At 64.3% G+C, this 24,538-nt stretch carries 27 protein-coding genes and 1 pseudogene; 19 read left to right on the top strand and 9 right to left on the bottom strand.

Annotated elements, in window-relative coordinates; genetic code table 11:
- Positions 1-21 precede the first annotated feature (21 nt).
- A complete protein-coding gene (locus tag F6X39_RS20970; protein ID WP_013088898.1) occupies positions 22-411 on the bottom strand; it encodes a methylglyoxal synthase in 390 nt (129 codons plus the stop codon).
- A 101-nt stretch (positions 412-512) separates the two neighbouring features.
- Positions 513-1,292, bottom strand: coding sequence for an SDR family oxidoreductase (locus tag F6X39_RS20965; protein WP_090803723.1), 780 nt, complete (start codon positions 1,290-1,292; stop codon positions 513-515).
- Between the two features lie 216 nt (positions 1,293-1,508).
- Here F6X39_RS20965 and upp point away from each other — a divergent pair, with 216 nt between their 5' ends.
- From upp to rng, 9 genes are all read left to right on the top strand, one after another.
- On the top strand, positions 1,509-2,159 hold the full coding sequence (upp, locus tag F6X39_RS20960; RefSeq protein WP_026225693.1) for a uracil phosphoribosyltransferase: 651 nt from the start codon (positions 1,509-1,511) through the stop codon (positions 2,157-2,159).
- Between the two features lie 596 nt (positions 2,160-2,755).
- Positions 2,756-3,484 (top strand): YebC/PmpR family DNA-binding transcriptional regulator, encoded by a 729-nt coding sequence (locus tag F6X39_RS20955; RefSeq protein WP_187617958.1) that lies wholly within the window; start codon positions 2,756-2,758, stop codon positions 3,482-3,484.
- A 104-nt stretch (positions 3,485-3,588) separates the two neighbouring features.
- Positions 3,589-4,872 (top strand): phosphoribosylamine--glycine ligase, encoded by a 1,284-nt coding sequence (gene purD, locus F6X39_RS20950; RefSeq protein ID WP_184021714.1) that lies wholly within the window; start codon positions 3,589-3,591, stop codon positions 4,870-4,872.
- A 294-nt stretch (positions 4,873-5,166) separates the two neighbouring features.
- A complete protein-coding gene (gene hemF / locus F6X39_RS20945) occupies positions 5,167-6,090 on the top strand; it encodes an oxygen-dependent coproporphyrinogen oxidase (RefSeq protein WP_187617957.1) in 924 nt (307 codons plus the stop codon).
- Between the two features lie 43 nt (positions 6,091-6,133).
- Positions 6,134-6,856: a nicotinate-nucleotide adenylyltransferase gene (locus F6X39_RS20940; protein ID WP_221307877.1), complete on the top strand. Its 723-nt coding sequence runs from the start codon at positions 6,134-6,136 to the stop codon at positions 6,854-6,856.
- 4 nt (positions 6,857-6,860) lie between these two features.
- Positions 6,861-7,310 carry a ribosome silencing factor gene (gene rsfS / locus F6X39_RS20935; protein ID WP_018419969.1) on the top strand — a complete coding sequence of 150 codons (450 nt, stop codon included), beginning with the start codon at positions 6,861-6,863 and terminating at the stop codon, positions 7,308-7,310.
- Between the two features lie 36 nt (positions 7,311-7,346).
- Complete coding sequence (gene rlmH / locus F6X39_RS20930) at positions 7,347-7,817, top strand: 23S rRNA (pseudouridine(1915)-N(3))-methyltransferase RlmH (RefSeq protein WP_187617956.1); 471 nt, start codon at positions 7,347-7,349, stop codon at positions 7,815-7,817.
- Between the two features lie 254 nt (positions 7,818-8,071).
- Entirely contained in the window at positions 8,072-8,701 is a 630-nt protein-coding gene (locus tag F6X39_RS20925) for a Maf family protein (protein ID WP_184010124.1), read from the top strand.
- A 9-nt stretch (positions 8,702-8,710) separates the two neighbouring features.
- Entirely contained in the window at positions 8,711-10,180 is a 1,470-nt protein-coding gene (gene rng, locus F6X39_RS20920; protein ID WP_187617955.1) for a ribonuclease G, read from the top strand.
- A 646-nt stretch (positions 10,181-10,826) separates the two neighbouring features.
- Here the strand turns inward: rng and F6X39_RS20915 are convergent.
- The 3 genes from F6X39_RS20915 to F6X39_RS36915 form a co-directional block, all read right to left on the bottom strand.
- Entirely contained in the window at positions 10,827-11,015 is a 189-nt protein-coding gene (locus F6X39_RS20915) for a hypothetical protein (RefSeq protein WP_262414760.1), read from the bottom strand.
- A gap of 173 nt (positions 11,016-11,188) precedes the next feature.
- Positions 11,189-11,584: a hypothetical protein gene (locus F6X39_RS20910; protein ID WP_187617954.1), complete on the bottom strand. Its 396-nt coding sequence runs from the start codon at positions 11,582-11,584 to the stop codon at positions 11,189-11,191.
- 56 nt (positions 11,585-11,640) lie between these two features.
- Positions 11,641-12,066, bottom strand: a complete 426-nt coding sequence (locus tag F6X39_RS36915) for a hypothetical protein (RefSeq protein ID WP_262414759.1) — start codon at positions 12,064-12,066, stop codon at positions 11,641-11,643.
- 868 nt (positions 12,067-12,934) lie between these two features.
- On the opposite strand from F6X39_RS36915, the gene F6X39_RS20900 reads away from it, so the two are divergent.
- The 3 genes and pseudogenes from F6X39_RS20900 to F6X39_RS36910 form a co-directional block, all read left to right on the top strand.
- Complete coding sequence (locus tag F6X39_RS20900; protein WP_187617953.1) at positions 12,935-13,240, top strand: XRE family transcriptional regulator; 306 nt, start codon at positions 12,935-12,937, stop codon at positions 13,238-13,240.
- Entirely contained in the window at positions 13,237-13,719 is a 483-nt protein-coding gene (locus tag F6X39_RS37640; protein ID WP_187617952.1) for an ImmA/IrrE family metallo-endopeptidase, read from the top strand. The genes F6X39_RS20900 and F6X39_RS37640 overlap by 4 nt, the downstream gene beginning before the upstream one ends.
- 375 nt (positions 13,720-14,094) lie before the next feature.
- Positions 14,095-14,268 (top strand): annotated as a pseudogene (locus F6X39_RS36910) (VOC family protein); the annotation flags it as partial.
- A 264-nt stretch (positions 14,269-14,532) separates the two neighbouring features.
- Here F6X39_RS36910 and F6X39_RS20890 read toward each other — a convergent pair.
- On the bottom strand, positions 14,533-15,033 hold the full coding sequence (locus tag F6X39_RS20890) for a GAF domain-containing protein (RefSeq protein WP_018419924.1): 501 nt from the start codon (positions 15,031-15,033) through the stop codon (positions 14,533-14,535).
- Positions 15,034-15,485: 452 nt separating this feature from the next.
- Between F6X39_RS20890 and F6X39_RS20885 the strand changes: the two genes are divergently transcribed.
- Positions 15,486-15,926 (top strand): hypothetical protein, encoded by a 441-nt coding sequence (locus F6X39_RS20885; protein WP_187617951.1) that lies wholly within the window; start codon positions 15,486-15,488, stop codon positions 15,924-15,926.
- 37 nt (positions 15,927-15,963) lie between these two features.
- On the opposite strand, the gene F6X39_RS20880 is transcribed toward F6X39_RS20885, so the two are convergent.
- Positions 15,964-16,389, bottom strand: coding sequence for a molybdopterin-binding protein (locus tag F6X39_RS20880; protein WP_187617950.1), 426 nt, complete (start codon positions 16,387-16,389; stop codon positions 15,964-15,966).
- Between the two features lie 157 nt (positions 16,390-16,546).
- On the opposite strand from F6X39_RS20880, the gene F6X39_RS20875 reads away from it, so the two are divergent.
- The 5 genes from F6X39_RS20875 to F6X39_RS20855 all read left to right on the top strand — a co-directional run bounded on the left by F6X39_RS20875 (position 16,547) and on the right by F6X39_RS20855 (position 22,011).
- Positions 16,547-18,109, top strand: a complete 1,563-nt coding sequence (locus tag F6X39_RS20875; RefSeq protein ID WP_187617949.1) for an SH3 domain-containing C40 family peptidase — start codon at positions 16,547-16,549, stop codon at positions 18,107-18,109.
- A gap of 143 nt (positions 18,110-18,252) precedes the next feature.
- Positions 18,253-18,738, top strand: coding sequence for a VOC family protein (locus F6X39_RS20870; protein WP_187617948.1), 486 nt, complete (start codon positions 18,253-18,255; stop codon positions 18,736-18,738).
- A gap of 68 nt (positions 18,739-18,806) precedes the next feature.
- Entirely contained in the window at positions 18,807-19,283 is a 477-nt protein-coding gene (locus tag F6X39_RS20865) for a VOC family protein (protein WP_184059400.1), read from the top strand.
- A gap of 84 nt (positions 19,284-19,367) precedes the next feature.
- Positions 19,368-20,588: an MFS transporter gene (locus F6X39_RS20860; RefSeq protein WP_187617947.1), complete on the top strand. Its 1,221-nt coding sequence runs from the start codon at positions 19,368-19,370 to the stop codon at positions 20,586-20,588.
- Between the two features lie 607 nt (positions 20,589-21,195).
- Complete coding sequence (locus F6X39_RS20855) at positions 21,196-22,011, top strand: FecR family protein (protein ID WP_316251706.1); 816 nt, start codon at positions 21,196-21,198, stop codon at positions 22,009-22,011.
- A gap of 3 nt (positions 22,012-22,014) precedes the next feature.
- Here the strand turns inward: F6X39_RS20855 and F6X39_RS20850 are convergent, their stop codons facing one another.
- On the bottom strand, positions 22,015-22,947 hold the full coding sequence (locus F6X39_RS20850) for a recombination-associated protein RdgC (RefSeq protein ID WP_187617945.1): 933 nt from the start codon (positions 22,945-22,947) through the stop codon (positions 22,015-22,017).
- Positions 22,948-23,243: 296 nt separating this feature from the next.
- On the opposite strand from F6X39_RS20850, the gene F6X39_RS20845 reads away from it, so the two are divergent.
- Entirely contained in the window at positions 23,244-23,570 is a 327-nt protein-coding gene (locus F6X39_RS20845) for a hypothetical protein (RefSeq protein ID WP_187617944.1), read from the top strand.
- Positions 23,571-23,612: 42 nt separating this feature from the next.
- On the opposite strand, the gene F6X39_RS20840 is transcribed toward F6X39_RS20845, so the two are convergent.
- Positions 23,613-24,458, bottom strand: a complete 846-nt coding sequence (locus tag F6X39_RS20840) for a glycosyltransferase family 2 protein (protein WP_187617943.1) — start codon at positions 24,456-24,458, stop codon at positions 23,613-23,615.
- Positions 24,459-24,538 lie beyond the last annotated feature (80 nt).

Below are 24,538 nucleotides of genomic sequence, written 5' to 3'. Positions count from 1 at the left end.
TGGGTGCGGCGACGCGCGCGCTCACGCCTCGCCGGACAGGCGCAGCGTCAGCACGTCGAGCACCATGCGGGCGGTCGATATGTTCGTCGCGCACGGAATGTTGTGCACGTCGCACGCGCGCACTAGCGCGTTGATGTCCGGCTCGTGCGGCTGCGGCGTCATCGGGTCGCGCAGGAAAATCACCATGTCGACGCGCCCTTCGGCGAGCTGCGCGCCGATCTGCAGGTCGCCGCCGTGCGGGCCCGACAGCATGCGCTCGACCGTCAGGCCGTGCGCGTCGCTGATGCGTCCGCCGGTCGTGCCGGTTGCGACGATCTCGCAGCGCGCGAGCGTGTCGACGTATTCGCCGGCCAGTTTGACGATGTCGTCCTTCTTGTGATCGTGCGCGATCAGCGCAATGCGGGTGCTCATGACGTAAGACTCCTCAAACCCTTGTGACTATCGTTGTTGTGATATGACGGGTGTCGTTCGCGCGCGGCGGCTCGGTACGTACCAGCTCAGTACGTACCAGCTCAGTACGTACCAGGATAGGCGCCGCCGTCGATCAACCAGTTCTGCCCGGTGATGTAACCCGCGTGCGTGCTGCACAGGAACGCGCAGGCGCGGCCGAATTCTTCGCGATTACCGAAGCGGCCGGCGGGGATCGTCTTCATGCGCTGCTTGCGCGCTTCGTCGATCGAAATGTTGTGCGTCTTCGCCTGCGCCTCGAACGTGACCGCGATACGGTCGGTGTCGAACAGGCCCGGCAGCAGGTTGTTGATCGTCACGCCGGTCGGCGCGACCTTGCGCGCGAGCCCCGCGACGAAACCGGTCAGGCCGGAGCGCGCGCCGTTCGACAGACCGAGCACGTCGATCGGCGCCTTCACCGCCGAGCTCGTGATGTTGACGATGCGCCCGAAGCCGCGCGCGCTCATCGTGTCGATGGTCTGACGGATCAGCTCGATCGGCGTCAGCATGTTGGCTTCGAGCGCGCGGATCCAGTCCTCGTGCGTGAAGTTGCGGAAATCGCCCGGCGGCGGACCGCCCGCGTTGTTGACGAGAATGTCCGGCTGCGGGCAGGCCGCGAGCGCGGCCGCACGCCCTTCAGGCGTGGTGATGTCGCATGCGACGGTCTTCACCTCGACGCCGCTCTGCTTGCGGATCGCCTCGGCGGTCGCTTCGAGCGTTTCGGCGGTGCGCGCGACGATCGTCAGGTCGACGCCCTCGGCGGCGAGCGCTTCCGCGCAGCCGCGTCCCAGACCTTTGCTCGCCGCGCAAACCAGCGCGCGGCGTCCTGCGATTCCCATGTCCATGTGTATGCCCTCCTGGCGAAGTTTCCCCAGATTCTAGAAGAATCGGTGCCGGACTGTGCCGAGTCGCTGCAAACTCAGGTATCGCCGGGCGGTACTCTTTCGGTAAACTTGCGCGGTGGCGCGCTTTTCCACCGTTCGTCCGACCTTCGAGCGCGGACTGAGCCAACGGATGAGCGCGCCGAACCGATCCACCTTGCCGCCGCGCGCGAGCCCGCCATGACCCAGGATAGCCGTTTCCCCAATCTCTTCATCCTCGATCACCCGCTGATCCAGCACAAGCTGTCGCACATGCGCGACCGGGACACGTCGACGCGCACGTTCCGCGAACTGCTGCGCGAAATCACGCTGCTGATGGGCTACGAAATCACCCGCAACCTGCCAATGACCACGCGCCGCATCACCACGCCGCTCGTCGAGATCGACGCGCCGGTGATCGCCGGCAAGAAGCTCGCGATCGTGCCGGTGCTGCGCGCGGGCGTCGGCATGTCGGACGGCCTGCTCGAGCTGGTGCCGTCGGCGCGCGTCGGCCATATCGGCGTGTATCGCGCGGAGGATCATCGGCCGGTCGAATACCTGGTGCGGTTGCCGGACCTCGAAGACCGCGTGTTCATCCTCTGCGATCCGATGGTCGCGACCGGCTACTCGGCCGTGCACGCGGTCGATGTGCTCAAGCGCCGCAACGTGGCGGCCGAGAACATCATGTTCCTCGCGCTCGTCGCCGCGCCCGAGGGCGTGCAGGTGTTCCAGGACGCGCACCCGGACGTCAAGCTGTTCATCGCGTCGCTCGATTCGCATCTGAACGAGCATGCGTACATCGTGCCGGGCCTGGGCGACGCGGGCGACCGGTTGTTCGGTACGAAGAACTGACGCGCCGGGGGCCAGCGGGGGTGGCCTGGCGATGCCGCCGCCCCGGAACCGGCCCCGCTTTCGCCCGCATCCGGCCCTCCCGGCGACACATCCGCGCCGCCTCCATTCATTTTCGCGTCGATTTCATTGCATTTGCGGCCGGTTTCGCGGCGCGGCCCCCTCTGCCGCACCCTCGCGGCATGATAAAATTCGAATCCGCTCGACGGGTCGGCTCGACCCGCACGATCACTCGCACCACCGCCTGCAATTTCGATTGGCGCCCCGCGCTTTCGCATCAGGTCATGCGGCGCCTGGCCGCGCAAGCTGCGCCGCTCCACCGCGCTGCCGCCCTGCGGCTGCGCCTGGCCGGCCGATCATGCACGAACCGGCACGAACGCCCACCGGCGGGCAAGCGCGGAACGACGCGCGGGAACGGCCAGGCTGAGATCGGCGGCACAGGTGGCCGCCTCGACGGGCCAACACGAGCGACAAGCACGAGCGGCCGGCAGCCTTTCACCTGACGGATTGACATCGAGGCGCAACACGCGAGGCGCCCGACATCGCAACGACAATTGCACTATGCGTGCGCCCCGCTGGCGCGCGCGACGGAGAAAAGTATGGCGGGTCATTCGAAATGGGCCAACATCAAGCATAAGAAAGCAGCGGCCGATGCCAAGCGCGGCAAGGTCTGGACGCGGCTCATCAAGGAAATCCAGGTTGCGGCCCGTCTGGGAGGCGGCGAAATCGACTCGAACCCGCGTCTGCGGCTCGCGGTCGACAAGGCGTACGACGCCAACATGCCGAAAGACAACATCAACCGCGCGATCCAGCGCGGTGTCGGCGGCGCGGACGGCGCGAACTACGAGGAAATCCGCTACGAAGGCTATGGCATCGGCGGCGCGGCGGTGATCGTCGACACGATGACCGACAACCGCACCCGCACGGTCGCGGAAGTGCGTCACGCGTTCTCGAAGAACGGCGGCAACATGGGCACCGACGGCTCGGTGTCGTTCATGTTCGATCACGTCGGCCAGTTCCTGTTCGCTCCCGGCACCGCCGAAGACGCGCTGATGGAAGCCGCGCTCGAAGCGGGCGCCGACGACGTCGTGACGAACGAGGACGGCAGTATCGAGGTGCTGTGCCCGCCGAACGATTTTTCGAAAGTGAAGGCTGCACTCGAAACGGCGGGCTTCAAGGCCGAACTGGCCGAAGTCACGATGAAGCCGCAGACCGAAGTCGAATTCACCGGCGACGATGCCGTGAAAATGCAGAAGCTGCTCGACGCGCTGGAAAATCTGGACGACGTGCAGGAAGTCTATACAAACGCGTCGATCGTCGGCGAGTGATGGCGCGCCGGGCTCTGGCATCGTTTGCCCTTGCTGTTGATGGTTTATTGCACGGCTGAGCACACCGCTCGGCCGTTTATGGTTTTCAAGTCTCGGGGATTCACATGAAGTTACTCGTCGTCGGTTCCGGCGGTCGCGAACATGCGCTGGCATGGAAGCTCGCGCAATCGCCGCGGGTCCAGCTCGTCTACGTCGCGCCGGGCAACGGCGGCACCGCTCAGGATGAGCGTCTGCTCAACATCGACATCACCGAGCCGGCCGCGCTCGCTGATTTCGTTGAAAAAGAACAGATTGCGTTCACGCTGGTCGGGCCGGAAGCGCCGCTCGCGGCAGGCATCGTCAACCTGTTCCGCTCGCGCGGTCTGAAGATCTTCGGGCCGACCAAAGAGGCCGCCCAGCTCGAAAGCTCGAAAGATTTCGCCAAAGCGTTCATGAAGCGCCACGGCATCCCGACGGCCGAGTACGAAACCTTCGCCGACGTCGCCGCCGCGCACGCGTATCTGGACGCCAAGGGCGCGCCGATCGTGATCAAGGCCGACGGCCTCGCCGCCGGCAAGGGCGTGGTGGTCGCGCAAACGCTGGAAGAAGCGCACGCCGCGGTCGACATGATGCTGTCGGACAACAAGCTCGGCGACGCCGGCGCGCGCGTCGTGATCGAGGAGTTCCTCGCCGGCGAGGAAGCGAGCTTCATCGTGATGGTGGACGGCAAGCACGTGCTCGCGCTCGCGTCGAGCCAGGATCACAAGCGTCTGCTCGACGGCGACCAGGGCCCGAATACGGGCGGCATGGGCGCCTACTCGCCCGCGCCGATCGTCACGCCGCAACTGCATGCGCGCGTGATGCGCGAAATCATCCTGCCGACCGTGCGCGGCATGGAGAAGGAAGGTATCCGCTACACCGGCTTCCTGTACGCGGGCCTGATGATCGACGCGCAAGGCAACCCGAAGACGCTCGAATTCAACTGCCGGATGGGCGACCCCGAAACGCAGCCGATCATGGCGCGTCTGAAGGGCGACTATTCGAAGGTGGTGGAACACGCGATCGCCGGCACGCTCGACACCGTCGAGCTCGAATGGGACCGCCGCACCGCGCTCGGTGTCGTGCTCGCCGCGCACAACTACCCGGACACGCCGAGGAAGGGCGACCGCATCAACGGCATTCCCGCCGAAACCGCGGATTCAGTCACGTTCCACGCCGGCACCACGCTGACGGACGGCAAGCTGACCACCTCGGGCGGGCGCGTGCTGTGCGTCGTCGGTCTCGCGGATTCGGTGCGCACCGCGCAGGCGGCCGCGTACCACACGATCAACCAGATCGCGTTCGACGGCATGCAGTACCGCCGCGACATCGGCTATCGCGCGCTCAACCGCAAGCACGACGGCAAGTAAGCTTCGCTAGCGCTGGACGCCCTGCGGGCGGCGCACTGCCGGTGCCACAGGCGCCGCAGTGCGGGCACGTTACACGACGCGCGCTACACTGAATCTTTCCCGCTCGTCGCGGCAGACGGGCCCGGAGCCCGCGAATCGACTGAAGCGGCAAGCCGCCTCTGATGTTCGCCTCCGGCAACCAGGCACAATCCGAACCAGCGGTCCGAGTGCGCAGACACCCGGCGCCAGCGCGGCCATCGCTTTCTTTCGACGAACCCGCGGCACGACGAGCGTGCCGCCCCAGCACCTGCATTCATGAGCAATTCGAGCTACGACGCACAAGCCGTGCGCAGCTGGCTGCAAGGCCTGCAATCGCATATCGCGGAGACGCTCGGCGCCTTCGACGGCACCGCGTTCGCTACCGACGCGTGGCAGCGCGCGCCCGGCGAGAAGCTGCGCGGCGGCGGCGTCACGCGGATTCTCGAAGGCGGCCAGTTCTTCGAGCGCGCCGGCATCGGCTTCTCGGACGTCGCGGGCGACGCGCTGCCGGGCTCGGCAAGCGCCGCGCGGCCGCAACTGGCCGGGCGCGGCTTCGAGGCGATGGGCGTGTCGCTCGTGCTGCATCCGCACAATCCGCACTGCCCGACCGTGCACATGAACGTGCGCCTGCTGATCGCGACGAGGGAAGGCGAAGAACCGGTGTTCTGGTTCGGCGGCGGCATGGACCTGACGCCCTGCTACGGCTACGAAGAGGACGCCCGGCAGTTCCATCAGGTGTGCCGCGACGCGCTCGCGCCGTATGGCGCGGATCTGTACCCGCGCTTCAAGCGCTGGTGCGACGAGTACTTCTTCCTGAAGCACCGCAACGAGCCGCGCGGCATTGGCGGGATTTTCTTCGACGATTTCTCGGCGCCGGGCTTCGAGCAATCGTTCGCGATGCTCAAAAGCGTCGGCGAAGGCTTTCTCAAGGCGTACCTGCCGATCATCGAGCGGCGCCGCGACACGCCGTACGGCGAAGCCGAGCGCGCGTTCCAGGCCTACCGGCGCGGCCGCTACGTCGAGTTCAATCTGGTCTTCGACCGTGGCACACTGTTTGGGCTGCAGAGCGGCGGACGCACCGAATCGATCCTGATGTCGATGCCGCCCGTGGCGAACTGGCGCTACGACTGGCACCCCGAGCCGGGCACGCCGGAAGCGCGTTTGTACAGCGATTTCCTCGTGCCGCGCGAGTGGGTATGACGCGCCACCTGTCTCGCTTACGGTCACGACAAAGGACCCTCACCTGAAGCCGAACGCTCACCCTGTCGCCCTGCCTCGCCGGATCGGTCTGCTGGGCGGCACATTCGATCCGATCCACGACGGCCACCTCGCGCTGGCGCGGCGGTTCGCCGACGTGCTGCGGCTGACCGAACTGGTGCTGCTGCCGGCCGGCCAGCCGTGGCAGAAAGCCGACGTGTCGCCCGCCGAACATCGGCTCGCAATGACGCGCGCGGCGGCCGCGTCGCTCGCGATCCCCGGCGTGACGGTACGCGTCGCGACCGACGAAATCGAGCACGATGGCGCGACCTACACGGTCGAGACGCTGCAATGCTGGCGCGAGCGCGAAGGCGACGACGCATCGATCACGCTGCTGATCGGCGCGGATCAACTGGTGCATCTCGACACATGGCGCGACTGGCGGCGCCTGTTCGAGCTCGCGCATATCGGCGCGGCCACGCGGCCCGGCTTCGACCTCGCGTCGGTCGCCCCCGCGGTCGCCAAGGAAATCGCCGCGCGCCGTGCGCGCGCCGACGTGCTGCAGGCCACACCCTGCGGCCATCTGCTGATCGACACGACGCTCGCGTTCAACGTATCGGCCACCGACATTCGCGCGCATCTGCGCGAGCAGGTCAACCAGCGGCTCGCCCACGCGGGTGCGGGCGGCACAAGCCAGGATCGGGCCGCGAGTCACGTCCCCGCCGCGGTGTGGGACTATATTCTTCAACATCATCTGTACCACCGGTAACTCCATGGATATTCGCAAACTGCAACGCGTAATCGTCGACGCTCTCGAAGACGTCAAGGCGCAAGACATCAAAGTGTTCAACACCAGCCACCTGACCTCGCTGTTCGATCGCGTGATCGTCGCGAGCGGCACGTCGAACCGGCAAACCAAGGCGCTCGCGTCGAGCGTGCGCGAAGGCGTGAAGGAAGCCGGCGGCGAGATCATCAGCACCGAGGGCGAGGATATCGGCGAATGGGTGCTGGTCGATTGCGGCGACGCGATCGTGCACATCCTGCAGCCGGCGCTGCGCCAGTACTACAACCTCGAGGAAATCTGGGGCGACAAGCCGGTGCGCATCAAGCTGTCGACGCCGAATCCGTTCGGCGGCGCGCGCGCAAGCGAGCCCGACGACGAGGAAGACGAGGAAGCGCCGGCCGCGAAGCCCGCGCGCAAGACCACGGCGCGCCGCAAGTAAGCGGGCCGTGTCGGCCACAGCGCTACTGTCCTCGCGATGAAACTGCATATCCTCGCCGTCGGCCACAAGATGCCGGACTGGATCGCGACCGGCTTCGACGAATACGCGAAACGCATGCCGCCCGAGTTGCGCATCGAACTGCGCGAGATCAAACCGGAGCAGCGCTCGTCGGGCCGTTCGGCCGAAAGCGTGATGGCCGCCGAACGGCAGAAGATCGAAGCCGCGTTGCCGAAGAACGCACGCATCGTCGCGCTCGACGAACGCGGCAAGGACTGGACCACGATGCAGCTCGCGGGCGCGTTGCCGGGCTGGCAGCAAGACGGCCGCGACGTGGCCTTTCTGATCGGCGGCGCGGACGGGCTCGATCCCGAGCTGAAGGCACGCGCCGATATGATGCTGCGTGTGTCGAGCCTCACGCTGCCGCACGCGATGGTGCGCGTGCTGCTGGCCGAACAGCTTTATCGCGCGTGGACCATCACGCAAAATCATCCGTATCATCGCCCGTAGGTGCTGGAGCCTCGCGCGGCGACGCCTGGCAATGATTCGTTGCTGCTGACGCGTCGCGGGTGCTCGGCTCCATACGCTTGAGCGTATTGCCGCCGCTTCATGCGATGATGCGCCCGACGCGCTGTCCATCGATGCCGCTAGTGGATGCAGCGCATCGATCGGATCACCGGGTCAACCTCGCCCGCTCACTCTTCCACGCCCACCCGCGTTCACCACCCCGCGCCATCCGTTTCCCGCTCCATCGAGACCCGTTCATGCCCACGCCTTCCGCTTCGCTGCATCCGTTCGTCTACCTCGCCTCGCAAAGTCCGCGCCGCCAGGAGCTGCTGCAACAGCTCGGCGTGCGTTTCGAATTGCTGCTGCCGCGCCCCGATGAAGACGCCGAAGCGCTCGAAGCCGAACGGCCCGGCGAACACGCGCGCGACTACGTGCAGCGCGTGTGCATCGCGAAGGCGCAGGCGGCCCGCGCGCGGCTCCTCGACGGCGGTCACGAGGTGCGGCCGATACTCGTCGCCGACACCACCGTCACGATCGACGACGCGATTCTCGGCAAGCCCATCGATGCCGACGATGCGGTCGCCATGCTCACACGTCTCGCGGGCCGCACGCACGAAGTGCTGACCGCGCTCGCCGTGATCGATGCCAACGGCGCGCTGCTGCCCGCGGCGTTGTCGGTCTCGAAGGTGCGTTTTGCTGCAGTGCACGCAGACGCGTTGCGTCGCTACGCGGCGAGCGGTGAGCCGCTCGGCAAGGCGGGGGCGTATGGCGTGCAGGGACGCGCGGCGGAGTTTATCGAGCATATAGACGGGTCCTATTCGGGTATCATGGGTTTGCCGCTTTTTGAAACCGCTGCCCTCCTGCGTGCAGCGCGCATCGACTTCTAGAACAACACCATGAATGAAGAAATCCTGATCAATGTCACGCCGCAGGAAACGCGCGTCGCGCTCGTTCAACAGGGCGCCGTCCAGGAACTTCATGTCGAACGAACGCTGTCGCGCGGCCGCGTCGGCAATGTCTATCTCGGCAAGGTCGTGCGCGTGCTGCCCGGCATGCAATCGGCGTTCATCGACATCGGCCTCGAACGCGCCGCGTTTCTTCATGTCGCCGACATCTGGCATCCGCGCATCGCCGGGGAAGCGCAACATCAAACACCGCATCAGCCGATCGAAAAGATCGTCTTCGAAGGTCAGACGCTGACGGTGCAGGTCGTCAAGGACCCGATCGGCACCAAGGGCGCGCGGCTGTCCACGCAAGTGAGCATCGCCGGGCGCACGCTCGTGTATCTGCCGCAGGAGCCGCACATCGGCATCTCGCAGAAAATCGAAAGCGAAGCCGAGCGCGAGGCCGTGCGTGCGCGTCTGACCGCCGTGCTGCCCGCCGACGAGAAAGGCGGCTACATCGTGCGCACGATCGCCGAGGATGCGACGAGCGAAGAGCTCGCGGCCGACGTCGCGTATCTGCGCAAGACGTGGGCGACGATTCTGTCGCAGGCCCAGCGCATGCCGCCCACCAGCCTGCTCTACCAGGATCTGAATCTCGCGCAGCGCGTGCTGCGCGATTTCGTCAACGATGACACATCGCGCATCCAGGTCGATTCGCGCGAGACGCATCAGATGCTCGCCGATTTCGCGGCCGAGTTCACACCGGCGGTATCGTCGAAGCTGCACCACTACACCGGCGAGCGGCCGCTGTTCGATCTGTACAACATCGAGGCCGAGATTCAGCGCGCGCTATCGCGTCGCGTGGATCTGAAGTCGGGCGGCTACCTCGTGATCGACCAGACCGAGGCGATGACGACGATCGATGTGAACACCGGCGGCTACGTCGGCGCGCGCAACTTCGACGACACGATCTTCAAGACCAACCTCGAAGCCGCGCATACCATCGCGCGGCAACTGCGGCTAAGGAATCTTGGCGGCGTGATCATCATCGATTTCATCGATATGGAAAACGTCGAGCATCGCGACCAGGTGCTAGGCGAATTGAAGAAGGCGTTGTCGCGCGATCGCACGCGGGTGACCGTCAATGGTTTCTCGCAACTCGGGCTCGTCGAGATGACGCGCAAGCGTACGCGTGAGTCGCTCGCGCATGTGCTGTGCGAGCCTTGCCCGATTTGCCAGGGCAAAGGGCAGGTGAAGACTGCGCGCACGGTGTGCTATGACGTGTTGCGGGAGATTTTGCGCGAGTCGCGGCAGTTCAATCCGCGCGAGTTTCGCGTGGTCGCTTCGCAGCAGGTGATCGATCTGTTTCTCGAGGAAGAGTCGCAGCATCTGGCAATGCTGATCGATTTCATCGGCAAGCCGGTGTCGTTGCAGGTGGAGTCGAATTTGAGTCAGGAGCAGTACGATATTGTGTTGATGTGATCGCCAGAAGTCTTGTCCAGTAAGGATTTGTGGCTAAAAAATTGCCGATTTTTCGCGCTGGCTACCCATCTAGCTACCAATTTTTGGTGCACTGGCGATGAACGAGGATCAACGGACCGTTCCCGTGACCGTCAAAATTCGAACTCAGAAAAGAAAAGGCCCACGCGGATCGCTCCGGCGCGACCTTCCTGTATAGATGACGCGCTATCGACACTCTCCCAGCGATGCCCACCCCTCGGCCAGAATCGCGCCGATAGCGATCAACGAGAAAAGGGCGGCCGTGAGAACGTAGACGCTCCATGCGGGCACGGGTGGCCGGTTGGGTCTGAGGTCGTTGGTCGTCATGCCGCGTGAGGTTTCGGTCGGGCAGCGACACACCGTTGATCGATGTTGGCGCGCACCACCGGGTTGCCTACGAACTGGTGAGCATCCAGCACACCGTAGCGGGCACGAAGCGCTTTTTCGACCGCTTGCCAGTCGGCATACCTGCCGCTGTCGGCAAGGCTGTACGCGGCTCGCCGTATGGCCTCTCGCCGCCCAGCCCCTAGTACATCCCGGCTCGTCATGGCTTGCCTCTGACGTAAGGGTGTCGCTTACATCATAGGACGCCAATGGCGCGCTGCTACCATGCCTCGCCGGATGGCGTTCAATCCAGATCAAACAGAGCCCTGTCAGCGGGCCGGGTTAGCGTCTCGTCCATCATCTGCCTGAATTCGGCCTCGTCCCACTCGCCTCGATCCACGCGCCTGAGAACCGTTTCGTCGACGAGCATCACCTTGCGGTCGCGGTCGGCTTTCGTCTGCCTGTGCGCCTGGCTGCGCGCTTTATCAGCCACCCCTTGCGGGCTTGCTTCAATTCGTCGAGCTTCCTATCGGTCGCGGTGATGCGGCTTTTCAGCAGGGTCATACGCACTCCATGTCGATATTGATGTTGAGCCAGCACATCGACACTCCGTGCGGCCACGATCGGCCGGTTGGTTCTGCACTGCTACGCCCGCCGGCGTCAGGTTCAGTCGATCTCCTGCATCCCCTCGCATACCGCGACGACTTCCGCGCCGACAGACGGCTCCAGTACGAACAGGATGGACTTTTCTGCGGCAATGGCTGCATCGATCATCTGCGCCTTCTCGTCCGTCATCGCTGCTCGATAGTCGTGCTGGCTGTTTGCCCAATTTGCATAGGCGCGAATCTCATCGGGCGCAAACGCATGCGACGGCGAAATGAGCAGGCGCGACACCACGTTCTGCTGGCAGAAATCGTTGACGCGTATGGCCGTGACACCGGAGAACACCAGTTTCGGCGCAGTGCCGTCTGTGCATTCGAAACTGAGCAGCAGAGTGGAATCCGTGCGCGAGTATGCGCAGCCGACCAGCTCGGCGTCGTGATAGCTATGTCTAGTTTTCATGAGTGCAAAAATAGGAAAGGGTGTGATTGCTTGCCGGATGGTCGACTAGGGGAGTTTTACGGTAACGGCGAAACCCGCACCCCCGGCCCACGAATGGGAAAGGGGCCGCCCGCGTCCTCCCAGTTGTGGGCATGCGGGATGCCTTGCCCGTCGCCGTGGTCGAAATCAAAATCAACGACTGGAAAACCGTCTTGCCCGTACATCCGCATTTGGCCGCTGCCGGGGTTCGTGTACCAGCTGCCGGCCGCGCCCTTGTTAGGCGTCAGGTTGCCCGCAAGATCGAAGGAATCACCGGACACAGCGTCGTCGCCGTACTCGAACGGATGCGCACCGCTGAACGGCGTCGATGTACCCTCGGCCGATTCAGCGAACCCCTCGGCCACACCGTCACCTTCGCCCATGTCCGCGTTGCCGCCGACAAGTGCACCGGCCACGGCCTCGACTACCCCAGGCAGGCCGCCGCCGCGGCTACTGCCGCCCATCGCAGCGCGCGCGGCGACCGGTCGCGATTCCCACGTGGCGGGATCGTACGGGCCTGACAGGACCGCCTCGCCGTTGAATGAGGTGATGCCGGGCGGGAACAGATCGGGTGATCGGCTCCAGTAGGTTCCACCTCCCCCCCTGACGACGGCCAGCGCAGCGGTGCAGGTGCGGGACTATACACACGCCCCAGCGCGGAACGCCGGTCACGGTGGACCACCGGGACGAGCCGCCCATCTTTCACCGCCTGCCTGAGAACGCGCTCGATACTCGCGTTGCCGGTCGGCAGGTTCCAGTGCGCGAGACCCAGCGCATCCCTGACATAGATCTGGATTTCGCGTAGAGCCTGACCGCCCGTGATCGTCCGCAGGTCCAGGCGTGGCCGGAAATACCTGTCGAAATCCCGCCGGTCCTGTTCAAGCTGCCTGCGCGCGTCTTCTTCTTCGTCCCGCCTGTCGTCCCTCATGAACGACGACCAGCCTCGCGAGCGGCTGCTATCTCGATCCCAAAACAGGCTGCTGCGCCGTTCTCGCTCCATGCTGTGATACTGGCTGGCGGCATGCAGCGTGCACTGCCAGCTGCACTCCAGCGGAATTTCTAGCGAGTTCCAGGGCATACGATGGTCTCTATCCGTGTGACGGCGTAAACCTAGCAGATGATTGCCCCGCCAGGTTTTTGGGATATGGCCTCCAGGTCTTGGGGTGAGGCCTAACGAGCCGTGTATCTCAGTCGGCACGTGTTAACCGGTGGGGGTTGACGAAATAACCTCATGAGGTTATTTCACGTGGTCGCGAGGGGGAAATCACGATTACTGCGTTTGGGGAGTTTGTCCGTAGCTTGCGGCACCAGCACCCGGAGCTGCTCAAGGACATGGCGGAAAAGCTGCTGGGTACATCGGCGTTCCTGTCGGCCGTGGAAACTGGCAAGAAGAGCGTTCCAGCCGAATGGGGCACAAAACTGTCTTTGATGTACGCCCTTCCGAAGAAAGAAGCATTGAAGCTTCGGAAAGCGATCGACGAATCGCAACGAAGCGTCACGATCGACCTGGACGGACAGTCGGCAGACCGGCGTGGCGTTGCCGTGGCGCTTGCTCGCCGCTTCAATGAACTGTCCGACGAAGAGCTTTCGCAGTTGAAACAGAACATGTTCTTGTTCAAGCCGAAGGGAGATAAATGATGCATGCCTTCCGTGCTTTGCCGATGAAGCGCGCCGAAACCAGGGTGGTTGCCCACAATCTTCGGCGGTCGTTGGGCCTGGCAGGCAGGTTATGGTTCCCTGTGCTTCAACTGGTCGAACATGCGTTTCGGGGCGACTCGCACGGGCTAACCGAACGGGATGGCGATTCAGTGTGCATTAAGATCCGCGAGGACATTTACGACCGGGCATATGCAGATGAAGGCCGGGATCGCGGGAAAGTTGGGCACGAAGCGGGGCACTACCTGTTGCACGCTCGATCGCCCGCCTTGCACCGTCATTTCGGAGGCGAACTCAAGTCGTATGAAGATCCGGAATGGCAGGCCAAAGCGTTTCAGGGAGAACTGCTGGTCCCGAAACACCTTGTAGTCGGCATGAGCGCGGTCGACGTTGCCCGCGAGTGTGGGGTGTCGTACGACGCTGCGGAGTATCAACTCAAGCTGTACGCTGCGGGAAAATAAAAAGCGCATTGAAGAGCGCCAATCCAGAAACGTCGCGAAAAACTTCGCGAGATCCGCCATCTGTTCGGTGTGCTGCGCAACCGGCATCAGTTCGCCCTCGAGCTTCGACAGTTCGAGATCGTTAATCCGCGTGCGGCTGCACAGGTTGTCGATCTGCGCCTGCCTGAGCGGGTCGTCGTCGAACCGCGCCTCGGCCTGCTGGTCGAGCGTGCGCCGCCAGAGGTTGCGCAGACTCAGACCGGCGAAGTAGCGCCCATGGGACGCTTTGACGGTCACGCCCTCGGCGGCCAGTCGCGCAATCAGCTCAACGGTCGCGATCGGGCCGAACTGCGTGAGCCAGTGGGCCGTGACCTCGAAGTCCGGCTCGGCTGCTGTTGCTTTAAAGCGCCGTCCCGAGATCACGTCGATGCATTCATCAAAGCAGGACTCTCGACTGGTGGCAAATCCCACGGAGAGCCTAGCTTGAGGCCTCACTATCACCGCGACTATTACGCGGCATTTCTGGTCGACCCGGCTGACAATCGCGTCGAGGCCGTCTGTCATACCTCAAGCCCTAACCTCTCAGCCGCCACGTCACACCCCGTCTGCTCCAACACAGCCTGCGCCCTCTGGTGCAGATTGCGGCCAGCCAACGACGCATCCGGCGACCTGGCCCACGTGCCCAACGCGGCCAACATCGGCGCGAGGGTCGGGTGCGCGTGCGTACGCGCGTGCGCCTTCGCGAACATCGCGCCGACGCGTGATGCGTTCCTGCCCCTCCGTTACACCTCGCGGTACGCGACTTGCTCGCCGAAGCGGAGCGGACCGGCGACGCTACACGCCGCGCGGCAGCGCTGCCTCGATGAACACCGCGCACAACGCTTCCATGCCCTTCGCGTCCTCCTCGTCGAAGCGCGCGACGACCGGGCTATCGACATCCCACACGCCGATCAGCGTGCCGTCGGGCGCGACGAGCGGCACGACGATTTCCGATTGCGACGCCGAATCGCATGCGATATGGCCGGGAAACTCGTGCACGTCGCGCACAACCTGGGTCTGACGGGTTTGCGCGGCCGTACCGCAGACGCCCTTGCCGAGCGCAATGCGCACGCACGCGGGCTTGCCCTGGAACGGGCCGACCACCAGTTCGCGGCCGTCGTGAAAGTAAAAGCCGGCCCAGTTCAGATCGCTCAACGAATGAAAGACGAACGACGAGAAATTCGCGGCGTTGGCGATCCAGTCCGTTTCGCCGGCCAGCAGCGCGCGCGCCTGCGCGACCAGTTCTTCATATTGCGCGGCTTTGGGCAGATGCGAGGTGGAGGAAACTTCGAACATGACGGCGTCCGTGATCAGAGCGGGATGGAAAGCGGTAAGGGGTGAAGTGTAAAGCAAGCGCAATCCCCGCGCGCGGGTGTCGAACGCTGTGACACGCGCCGCGCGTCTACGCTCGCCGTCCTCCTCGGTTCTCGACTATCCCTTCTTAGTTTCTATCTTAATATAATCAATATTCATTTCGCATTAGTTTAAATCGAACGGGTCTCTGTCGACTCTATTTTTGCTATATTGCCGGCCGTGTCTTTTTCTTATAACTCATCACGCCAGAACATACGTGACGCGTTAGGTCCCGCAAATACCGGAGACATGATGGCGGTAGCAGAAAAAATGATGCTTAATGTGATGATTACCCCGCGTGATCGCAATGGCCGAAAGATAGGTCCCGCGAAGATAAGCCGGGGACTAATGAGCCGCCGTCAACGAGAATCCGCGCCCTTCCGGCAGTCGGCACAATGACAGGCCACAAGCTTTTTTCGTATGTGGCCGTCACGTTGACCGCCTCGGCAAGCGTGTGCGCGGCACAAACACCACCACACGCTACGATTAATGATTTCATCGGCAATTGGGTCGTGACCGATGTAGTTGACTATGCCGATATTTCTGGGGGCATCCCCGAAGCAAAACGGATTCTCGGCATGACGATGACAATTACGCCGCAATCCATGAGCTTCGACAGTGAAACCTGCAAGCCCAACACAGGTTTTACCGTCAAACGAATTGACACGCTTTCGGCGTTGAAGAAACAGTTCGACCTTCGCGTGAATGAAACCGGGTTGCCCGCTACAACCGTTGTCGTAGATAGCGACAATTGTTTTGCGATCTTCCGGATGGACGCTCACAGGATTGTTTTTGGATGGGACGGGATCATCGTTCGCGCCATCCGCGATCAGTGAGAGCTCGTTGAGTACCCGTCCCAGAGGCCCGGGCCTTTTACTGATCGATCCCAATAATCACGCTCGACGCCTTGAAAACCGCCGTCGCCGCCTTGCCGCTCGCGAGGCCGAGGCGCTCGACGCTGTCGTTCGTGATGATCGCCGCGATCTGCGCGCTGCCGGCACTGATCGTCACTTCCGAATTGACGGCGCCCGTCGTCACCGCCGCGACGGTCCCTTCGATGCAGTTGCGCGCCGACACCTGCTGCCTCGCGACATCGACCATTACGATCACCGACGACGCCTTCACGAGCGCAAACGCCTGCTTGCCGGTCGCCAGCCCGAGCGACTTCGCGCTGCCGTGCGTGATGATCGCGACGACTTCGAGACCGTCCGGCGTGCGCAGCGTGACTTCGTCGTTGACGGCACCGTGCTTGACGTCGGTGACTTCGCCGCTGAACTGATTACGTGCGCTGGTTTTCATGGCGGACTCCCTGGCGATTGTCGCGCGTGGCGACGCGCGGGTGGACGGATAAAGCGAGTGTAGTCGAAGCCGCGCGCGCCCCGCCCAACATCCGATGCGCCGTGCGCATCGCCGACACCGTATCATCTTGGCCGTGCACCTCATACGCCGAATCTTTATGCCCGTCGCCGTTCTCTCCCGCCGTGCCTGCCGCGCCGTCGTGCTGTGCGTCGCCGTCACGACGCTCGCCGCGTGCAGCACGCCAACGCCGCCGCGCGGCACACACGCGTTCGTCGACAACGTCACGCTGTTTTCGCTCGCCCATTACGACCAGAACGTCGATCACTGGCTCGATCCGAACAGCCCCGACTACGATCGGCCATTTCTCAGCGCCGCCGAGCAGCGCGCACATTTCGACGCGCTGTTGGCGCGCTACTTCGGCACGGGCGAGAACGCGCCGTCGCCGTGGAATCCCGCCTGGGTGACGACACGCGTGTTTCGCGAGCAGGGCGAGGACATTGCCGCACTGCAACAGCGCCGCATCGACAGGTTCGACAACACCGGCAAGCGTGGCGGCGTGATCGGTTACGGCGAAAACTTCCGGCCGCACGACAAGGCGTGGATCGACGCGATCGCGCGCAACATCAACGTCGCGCAGTTCACGCAAACGCCGGTCTATCAGCCCGAGCGGCGCGCGATCGCGACCGGCAACCTGATGGTGCGCGAGTTGCCTACCACCGATCCGTCGTTCTACGACCATCGCCTGGCCGGCGAGGGTTATCCGTTCGACAACCTGCAGATCTCGGCGGTGCGACCCGGCACGCCGCTCTATGTGCTCGGTAGCAGCGTCGACGGCGCGTGGCATTACGTGCAGACGCCCGACGTGCAGGGCTGGGTGCGCAGCGACGGCGTCGCGTTCGCCGACGATGGTTTCATCGATCAATGGCGCGCGGCGGCCGGGAAGTCGCTAGGCGCGGTGATCGTCGCGTCGGCGGCGGTCAACGACAGCCACGGCGTGTTCCGCTTCGCTGCCCCGGCCGGGACGATGCTGCCGCTGGTGGCGGGTGCCTCGGCATCGCCAGCCGCGACCAGCACCAATGCAGGCACACTCCAGCTCCTCGTTCCCGCACGCGACGTCGACGGCCGCGCGCTGATCCGCACCGCGTCGCTCGACGCCACGCAGATCACGCCGATGCCGCTCGCCGCGACGCCGCGCCATCTCGCGATGCTGTTGAAGGCGCTGATCGGCCGGCCGTACGGCTGGGGCAATAGCGGCCTCTACAACGACTGTTCGTCGGAACTGCAAAGCATCTTCGCCGCGTTCGGCGTGTGGCTGCCGCGCCATTCGTCGACGCAGATGAGCGCCGGCCGCATGGTCGATCTGTCGGAGTCGACACCCGCCGAACGGCTCGACTATCTGGCGCGGCATGGCGTGCCGCTGCGCACACTGATCTACATCGGCGGCCACGTGATGCTGTACCTCGGCAACACGACGCGCAACGGCGCCACGGTCCCCGTCGTCTATCAGGACGTGTGGGGCCTGCGCCCGGCCGACAACAGCCGGCGCGCGGTCATCGGCGGCTCGGTGATCCTGCCGCTCGACGAGCGCATCCCCGAGGACGCGACGCTGCAGTCGCTCGCCGCGACGCCCACGTTCCAGATCAGCATCCTCGGCGCGCCGGCGGGCAGCACGGCGCCGTCGTCCGCGCCGCCGGCGGACGACGACAATCCGGCGGGATAAATGGGGGGCCGCCCTCCCCCGCGCCTGAAAATATTTTTTTCGGAGTGTCGATCCGACGGTGACCAACTCGTCGTAACGTTGAAGACCCAGCTCATGCAGCCGGTCTTTCCCCTGAGGAACCGTTACTTCAAGGAGTCACCGTCATGTCCAGCGCCGCAGCCAAACCGATCCCGGACGGGATGCACTCGCTCACGCCGTACCTGATCTGCAAGAACGCCGCCGAAGCGATCGCGTTCTACACGAAAGCCTTCAACGCCGTCGAACAGATCCGTCTGCCGGGCCCCGACGGCAAGGTGATGCACGCGACCCTGAAAATCGGGGACTCCATGCTAATGCTGACCGACGAATGGCCCGAGCACCAGACCTTCGGCCCGAACACGCTGAAGGGCACGCCGGTCACGATTCACCACTACGTACCGGACGTCGATGCGAGTTTCAAACAGGCGGTCGACGCGGGCGCGACCGTCACGATGCCCGTCACCGACATGTTCTGGGGCGACCGCTACGGCCAGGTCAAGGACCCGTTCGGCCACAACTGGTCGCTCGCGACGCACAAGCGCGACCTGAGCGCCGAGGAAATCCAGCAGGCGATGGCCGCGATGGACTGTTCGTCCCAAGAGAAGAAGTGAGCGGCCGATGGGCGTCGGGCAATCGCACGCCCAAGCCCACCGACACCAGTCCCGAAAGGAGCAACGTCATGCAGAAAATCGCGCCGTGCCTGTGGTTCGACGGCAACGCGGAAGAAGCCGCGGAGTTCTACACGTCGGTGTTTTCGGCGTCGCGCATCGCCACCACGCTGCACGCCACGGACGCCGGCCCAGGCCCGGCGGGCAAGGTCGTCGCCGTCACCTTCGAAATCGAAGGCCAGGAGTTCATGGCGCTGAACGGTGGCCCGCAATACAAATTCACGCCGGCCATCTCGCTGTTCGTGCACTGCGACTCGCAGGAGGAAATCGATCGCTACTGGTCGAAGCTGCTCGACGGCGGCGGCGAGCCGTGGGCCTGCGGCTGGCTGCGGGACCGCTTCGGCGTGTCGTGGCAGATCGCGCCCAACGTGCTGCTGCAGATGCTGCGCGACCCGGATCGCGCAAAGGCAAGCCGCGTGATGGCGCAGATGATGAAGATGGTCAAGCTCGATATCGCGCCGCTCGAACAGGCGTATCGCGGCGAATAGGACGGCGGCCAGCGGGCGCCCCGCCTCGCCCGCGCGATCTTTTGATAGGATCGGTCTCGACCCCAATACGGCGAGACAACCACGGTGCGCGTCAACCATCAGGCCTTCTTCTGCTCGCTGTTCATCGCGCGTCTCGCCGATCAGATCCTGCTCTTCCTGGTGCCGCTCGTGGTGTTTCAAACGACGCGCCAGGTCTCGTGGTCGGGGCTCGCGTTTTTCATCGAAACGCTGCCGCGCTACCTCGTGTTCCCGTTCTTCGGCGCGCTCTGCGACCGCTTTCCACCGCTGCGCCTGATGCGGCTGAGCCAGGCGGTGCGTGCGCTCGCATGCTTCGGCGGTATCGCCGCATATGCGCTGTTCGGCGGCATCGGCTGGCTGATCGCGCTGTCGGCCGCGTGCGGCGTGCTGACGAGCCAAGGGCTCGTCGCGCGCGAGGTGATGCTGCCGCAGATCTTCAGCACGCAGCAGATCCAGAAGGTGCTCGCGTATTCGCAACTGGCCGATCAGCTCGGCTTCGTGCTTGGGCCGATGCTCGCCGCGTTGCTGCTCGGTGTGTGGCATTGGGAATGGGTGGTCGCCGCGACCGGTGTGCTGTTTCTGTGCGCCGACGCCGCACTGTTCGTCTGGCAGCGACTGAGCGGCTTTCGCGCGCCTTCGCCTGTGTCCGCTCGATCGCTCACGCCCGCTGCCCACTGGACCACGCCGCTGCGCATCGCGTTGGATCACGTGTGGACGCTGCCGGGCCTGAAGAAGGTCATCATGCTCGCGGCCGCGGAGAACCTCGTCATCGGTGTCACGCTTGCGACGTCGGCGGCGATGGTGACGGGTTTGCATGCGCAATCGAGCCGCTACTACGCCGGTCTGCAAACGGCCGGCGCGCTCGCCACGGTGCTGGTGCTGCTGACGGTTGCGCGCGCCGGATGGCCCGCGCGCGTGCTCGGTCTCGTCGCATTCGTGACGATCTGCGCGGGCGGCGTGATCGCAGGCGCGAGCGCGTCGCCGTGGGGCTATGCGTTCGGCTTCCTGCTGATCGTCGGCTTCGACAAGATGTTCAACGTCTACATCCGCAGCGCGCGTTTGCAGATCATCCCGCCCGAGGACTACGGCAAGACCATCGGCGTCGCGATTCTGCTGAACAACCTGACGCAGCCGCTAGCCGGCCTGCTCGTCGGCGTGGTCTCGGCGCGCACCCAAACCGGCCCACTGATCGTCGCGCTGTCGCTGACGATGGGCGGCATCGGCGCGGCGGTATCGATCGGCTCGGCGCTGCAGCGCCGCAAGCGCGCGTGGGCGCTCGAAGACTAACGGCGCTTCGACGCGCGACGACACGCTCGAAGTTACCCACAGTTTTTGTTGGCAAATCTGTGCATAACTTCCCGGAAAAATCCGCAAGCCTTTGATACGCCTGTCGTTTTTTCGTCTGCATCGAAGGTGCGGCAGCGCACGGAGTTTTACCGGGGTTCATGAGTGGCCGGCTGTGCGCAGACCGTCGTCAGCGCCGTGCGCATGCGAAGAGTTTCATCAGATTTACACGCCCGTCAGCTAAACCCGGCACGCTGTAATTCGTGACAAAAATGACACGTTCTATTGCAGCGCAATTAGCCGCATTTCTGCTTAATAATTCACGAAAAGTAACGATCCACACATAGCCTAAATTTTTTGTATCGATGACAATGGGTCTGCATGCCCTGACGCAATCGGGGCCCACGCTTGCGCTTAGGATAAGGTATTCAGTCAATTCGATGTGAACTCGATCCGAATATCCGCCGCAAATCATTATTAACAGATATAAATCGTCAAATCCCGATCTGCTAAATTCAATTTAAATCACATTTGTCAAATGCGTCCGGAGTACCGCATCTTTAACCAAATGCTTCGGCGAGCGCAGCAATTACGGCGCGAAACCGGCGCCGTGCCCGCGGACGTCGGCCCCGCGCTACGCGAAGACGCGGATGCTGCCGGCGTGTCGCAGGGACGGCGGCGCGCGCTGAAAACGCTCTGGGGGCTTGCGATCGCCGCGCCCGCGGGCTGGCTCGCGAGCCGCTTGCCGTGGCAGATGTGGACCGCCGAATTCCACACCGGGACTGGCGAACTGGAGGACGTGCTGCTGGCGGACGGCACTCAGATCACGCTGGGCAGCGCGAGCGCGATCAACGCCGCGTTCGAGGCGAACGTTCGGCGCGTCGAACTGCTCGGAGGGGAAATCATGGTGCGGCCCGTGATCGATGTTGGCGGCGCACCGGGCGCCCGAACGACTCATGCGCCTTTGCTCGTGCAGACGGCCGAAGGCGTCGTCGAAGCGCGCGGCGCGCAGTTCAGCGTGAGGCAAGGGGATGGTTTCACACGCGTGGCCGCGTTTCGCGGCGACGCGTTGGTGAGGCCGGCATCGGGCGCGGCGCTGGTGCTGACGCAAGGCCAACGGTGCACGCTGACACGCTTCGGCGTCGCGGCGCCGCAAGCGCTCGACCCGCGCGAGGCGATGTGGACGCGTGGCCTGCTCTGCGCGAACAACATGCGTATCGCGGATCTCGTCGACGAACTCGCGCGCTATCACGCCGGCGTATTGCGCTATGCCGACGACGTCGCCGATCTGCGCGTGTCGGGCATCTATCAGCTCACCGATACCGACGCGACGCTCGCACTGCTGCAGCGGACCTACCCGATCCGCTTGCGCTCGATCACGCCTTACTGGACCCTCGTCGAAGCGCTCGACAGCGCGAGAATCTGACGCTCAGGCCGCGACGGCCTGCGGCAACGCGAACCCTTGCTCGCCCTGCTCGCCGCCCAGCGCATCGAGCAGATCGCGCAGCATGCGGTCGAGCTCGGCCGTCATCAGCGCGACGTCGGAATCGAAGCGCTCGTCGTCGTTCTGCGCGGTCGGGTCGCTCGCTTCCTTGAGCACGTCGAGCGGCGCGACGCGCTTGATCGTCAGCGACGGCGTCAGCACGAACGACACGCGATCGTTCCACGTCATCGCAAGCCGCATGCATTGCTTGCCCGCCTCGATGTGGCGGCGCATGTCTTCGGCGTCCAGCGCATGCCCGACATAGCGCACCGTCGCGTTGCCCTCGGCGGGCGAACGCAGCTCGGTGTCCTGATCGAGCGTGAAACCCGCCGGCGCATCGCCGTCGAGCAGCCAGCCGGTCATCGCCGCGACCGGCGACTGCGCGACGCGCACCGTCATCAGCGGCAACTGGTCGATCGACTTCACGAGCAGACCGCGCACATCGTCGGCGACCGCCTGCGACGCCGCGTCGATCACGAGCCAGCCATTCGTGCAATCGATCCACACGCGCGTATCGCGGCGGATGCTGAACGCGCGCGGCCGCAGTTCGTCGGTGACCTGCTCCTTCAGGTCGCGCATCTGCTTGCGGCCCGGCTTGAAGCCCTGCTGATCCTCGAGTTCGGCCGCGCGCTCGCGCGTGACCTGGGTGACGACCGACGCGGGCAGCAGCTTCTTCTCGGCACGGAACGTCAGCAGCATCTGACCGTTCATTGCATAGACCAGCGAGTCGCCGTCGCGCGGGGGCGCCCAGCCTTGGGCCTGCATCTCGATGCTCTGGCCGGGCGCGAACGCGTACGGCGCGAGCCACTTCTGCATCTGTTCAGGGTTAACGGACCACGGCGCGGGCAGACGGTGCAGCTGAAGGTTTTTGAACCACATGAGCGAAGTCGGATTTAGGCAAAGCGCAACATTTTATCCGAGGAGAACCAGCCGGGGCGTTCTGGCGGACGCGATCCTGCAGGCCGCCTAATTTCAAAAATTAAACGAAAATCTCTCCAACTGCGGCCCAATTATCAAAACGTCGCCGATCTCAGCACAATGCGCTTCATCAACCCACTTCCCAGGAGCGCCTCCATAGTCGAAGCCGTCATGGTTTGGCCGTAGCCGGCCGCCCGCGCGTTTTGGCGGCAAATCACCTAGACTTTTGGACAGGATAGACCCAGACGGAGGCGGTCATGGCCGACCAAACCGCAAGCTGGCAGACGGTGCAATACGAGGGCTTCGAGATACACGTGTCACCTGTCGCGAAGGATCCGCCCGACCCGGCGCATGCCGCGGATGCGGCCGCGCAAAACAGCCGCTACACGTATCTAGGCTACGTCTGCCATCCGGGCGCCAACCCCCAGCTTCCCGGCCAAGCGGTGCCGTTTCACGCGGACGGCGAGGAGAGCTTCGCGAGCGTCGACGACGCGCTCTATGAAGCGGTGCACGTGGGACGCAGCATCGTCGACGGCACGCATCCGGATCTGACGGTGCTCCCGCTCGTAACGCGCGGCGTTTGACACACGCAGCGCGTCAAGCAGCCGTTTTCGGCTCGCCGCCCGTCAGCCCAACGCGCGCTTGATGCGCGACTTCAGCAGCGCACGGCGCAGCCGGCCGGTGCGCTCGGGCTCGCTGACCGCGAGCGTGCCGTCGATGGCGGTGCCGCGGCGCAGGTAATAGCGGTCGAAGGTCGCCTGTGTCATCCCCCACTTGTTGAGGAACTGGCGACGCCCGTCGTTCTTCACGATCTTGCCGGTGCTCTTCTGCTGGAAGTGATAGATGAGACTGTCGCCGACGCCGACGAACACGCGGCAGCCCGCGTCCCACAGCTTCATCGAGAAATCGTTGTCGCTGCTCATGCCGGGGCTCAGTTCGCTGCTGTAGCCGCCCACCTTGAACCACCAGTCCCGATGCACGAGCGTCGGCGGCCACGTCGCGCCGCGCCAGTCGGCGCGCACGAGACCGGCCGCGGCGGCGACCAGCTCGTCGGCGCGAAACGCCTGCGCATCGCGGCCGAAGTCGCGCACGACCACGCATGGATTGCCCGAATCGACCGGCTCGATCATCGTGCCCGACAACATGAACAGGTTGTCGGCCGGCATCTGCGCGAGACGCTTGACGAGCGCGTCGTCCCAGCCGGGGCAGCAGTACATGTCGTCGTTCATGTAGACGATGTAGTCCTGCGTCGCACGCGCCGCCGCGATATTGACCGCGTGGCAGATGCCGATATTGCCGGGCGACGCCGTGTGCTCGATGCCCTCGTCGCGCACCCACGCGAGCGTGCCGTCCGAACCGTCGTTCACGTGCACGATGATCTGGTGCGGATGCGTCGAATGACGGCGCAGGCTTTTGATCACGAGGCGCAGATAAGGCAGGTTGTTCCAGGTCGGGATGATGATTGAGAACATCGAGTCGGTCCGTTGAGCTGGGCGCGGGGCGCGGCATGCGCCGCGCCCCGGCCATGAATGTCGCGCGATTGTACCGCCCC

The organism is Paraburkholderia sp. UCT2, from assembly GCF_014397665.1.
Taxonomy (GTDB): Bacteria; Pseudomonadota; Gammaproteobacteria; order Burkholderiales; family Burkholderiaceae; genus Paraburkholderia; species Paraburkholderia tuberum.
The sequence above is the reverse complement of the archived record's forward strand: the minus strand, read 5'-3'. Positions and strand labels throughout refer to the sequence as shown.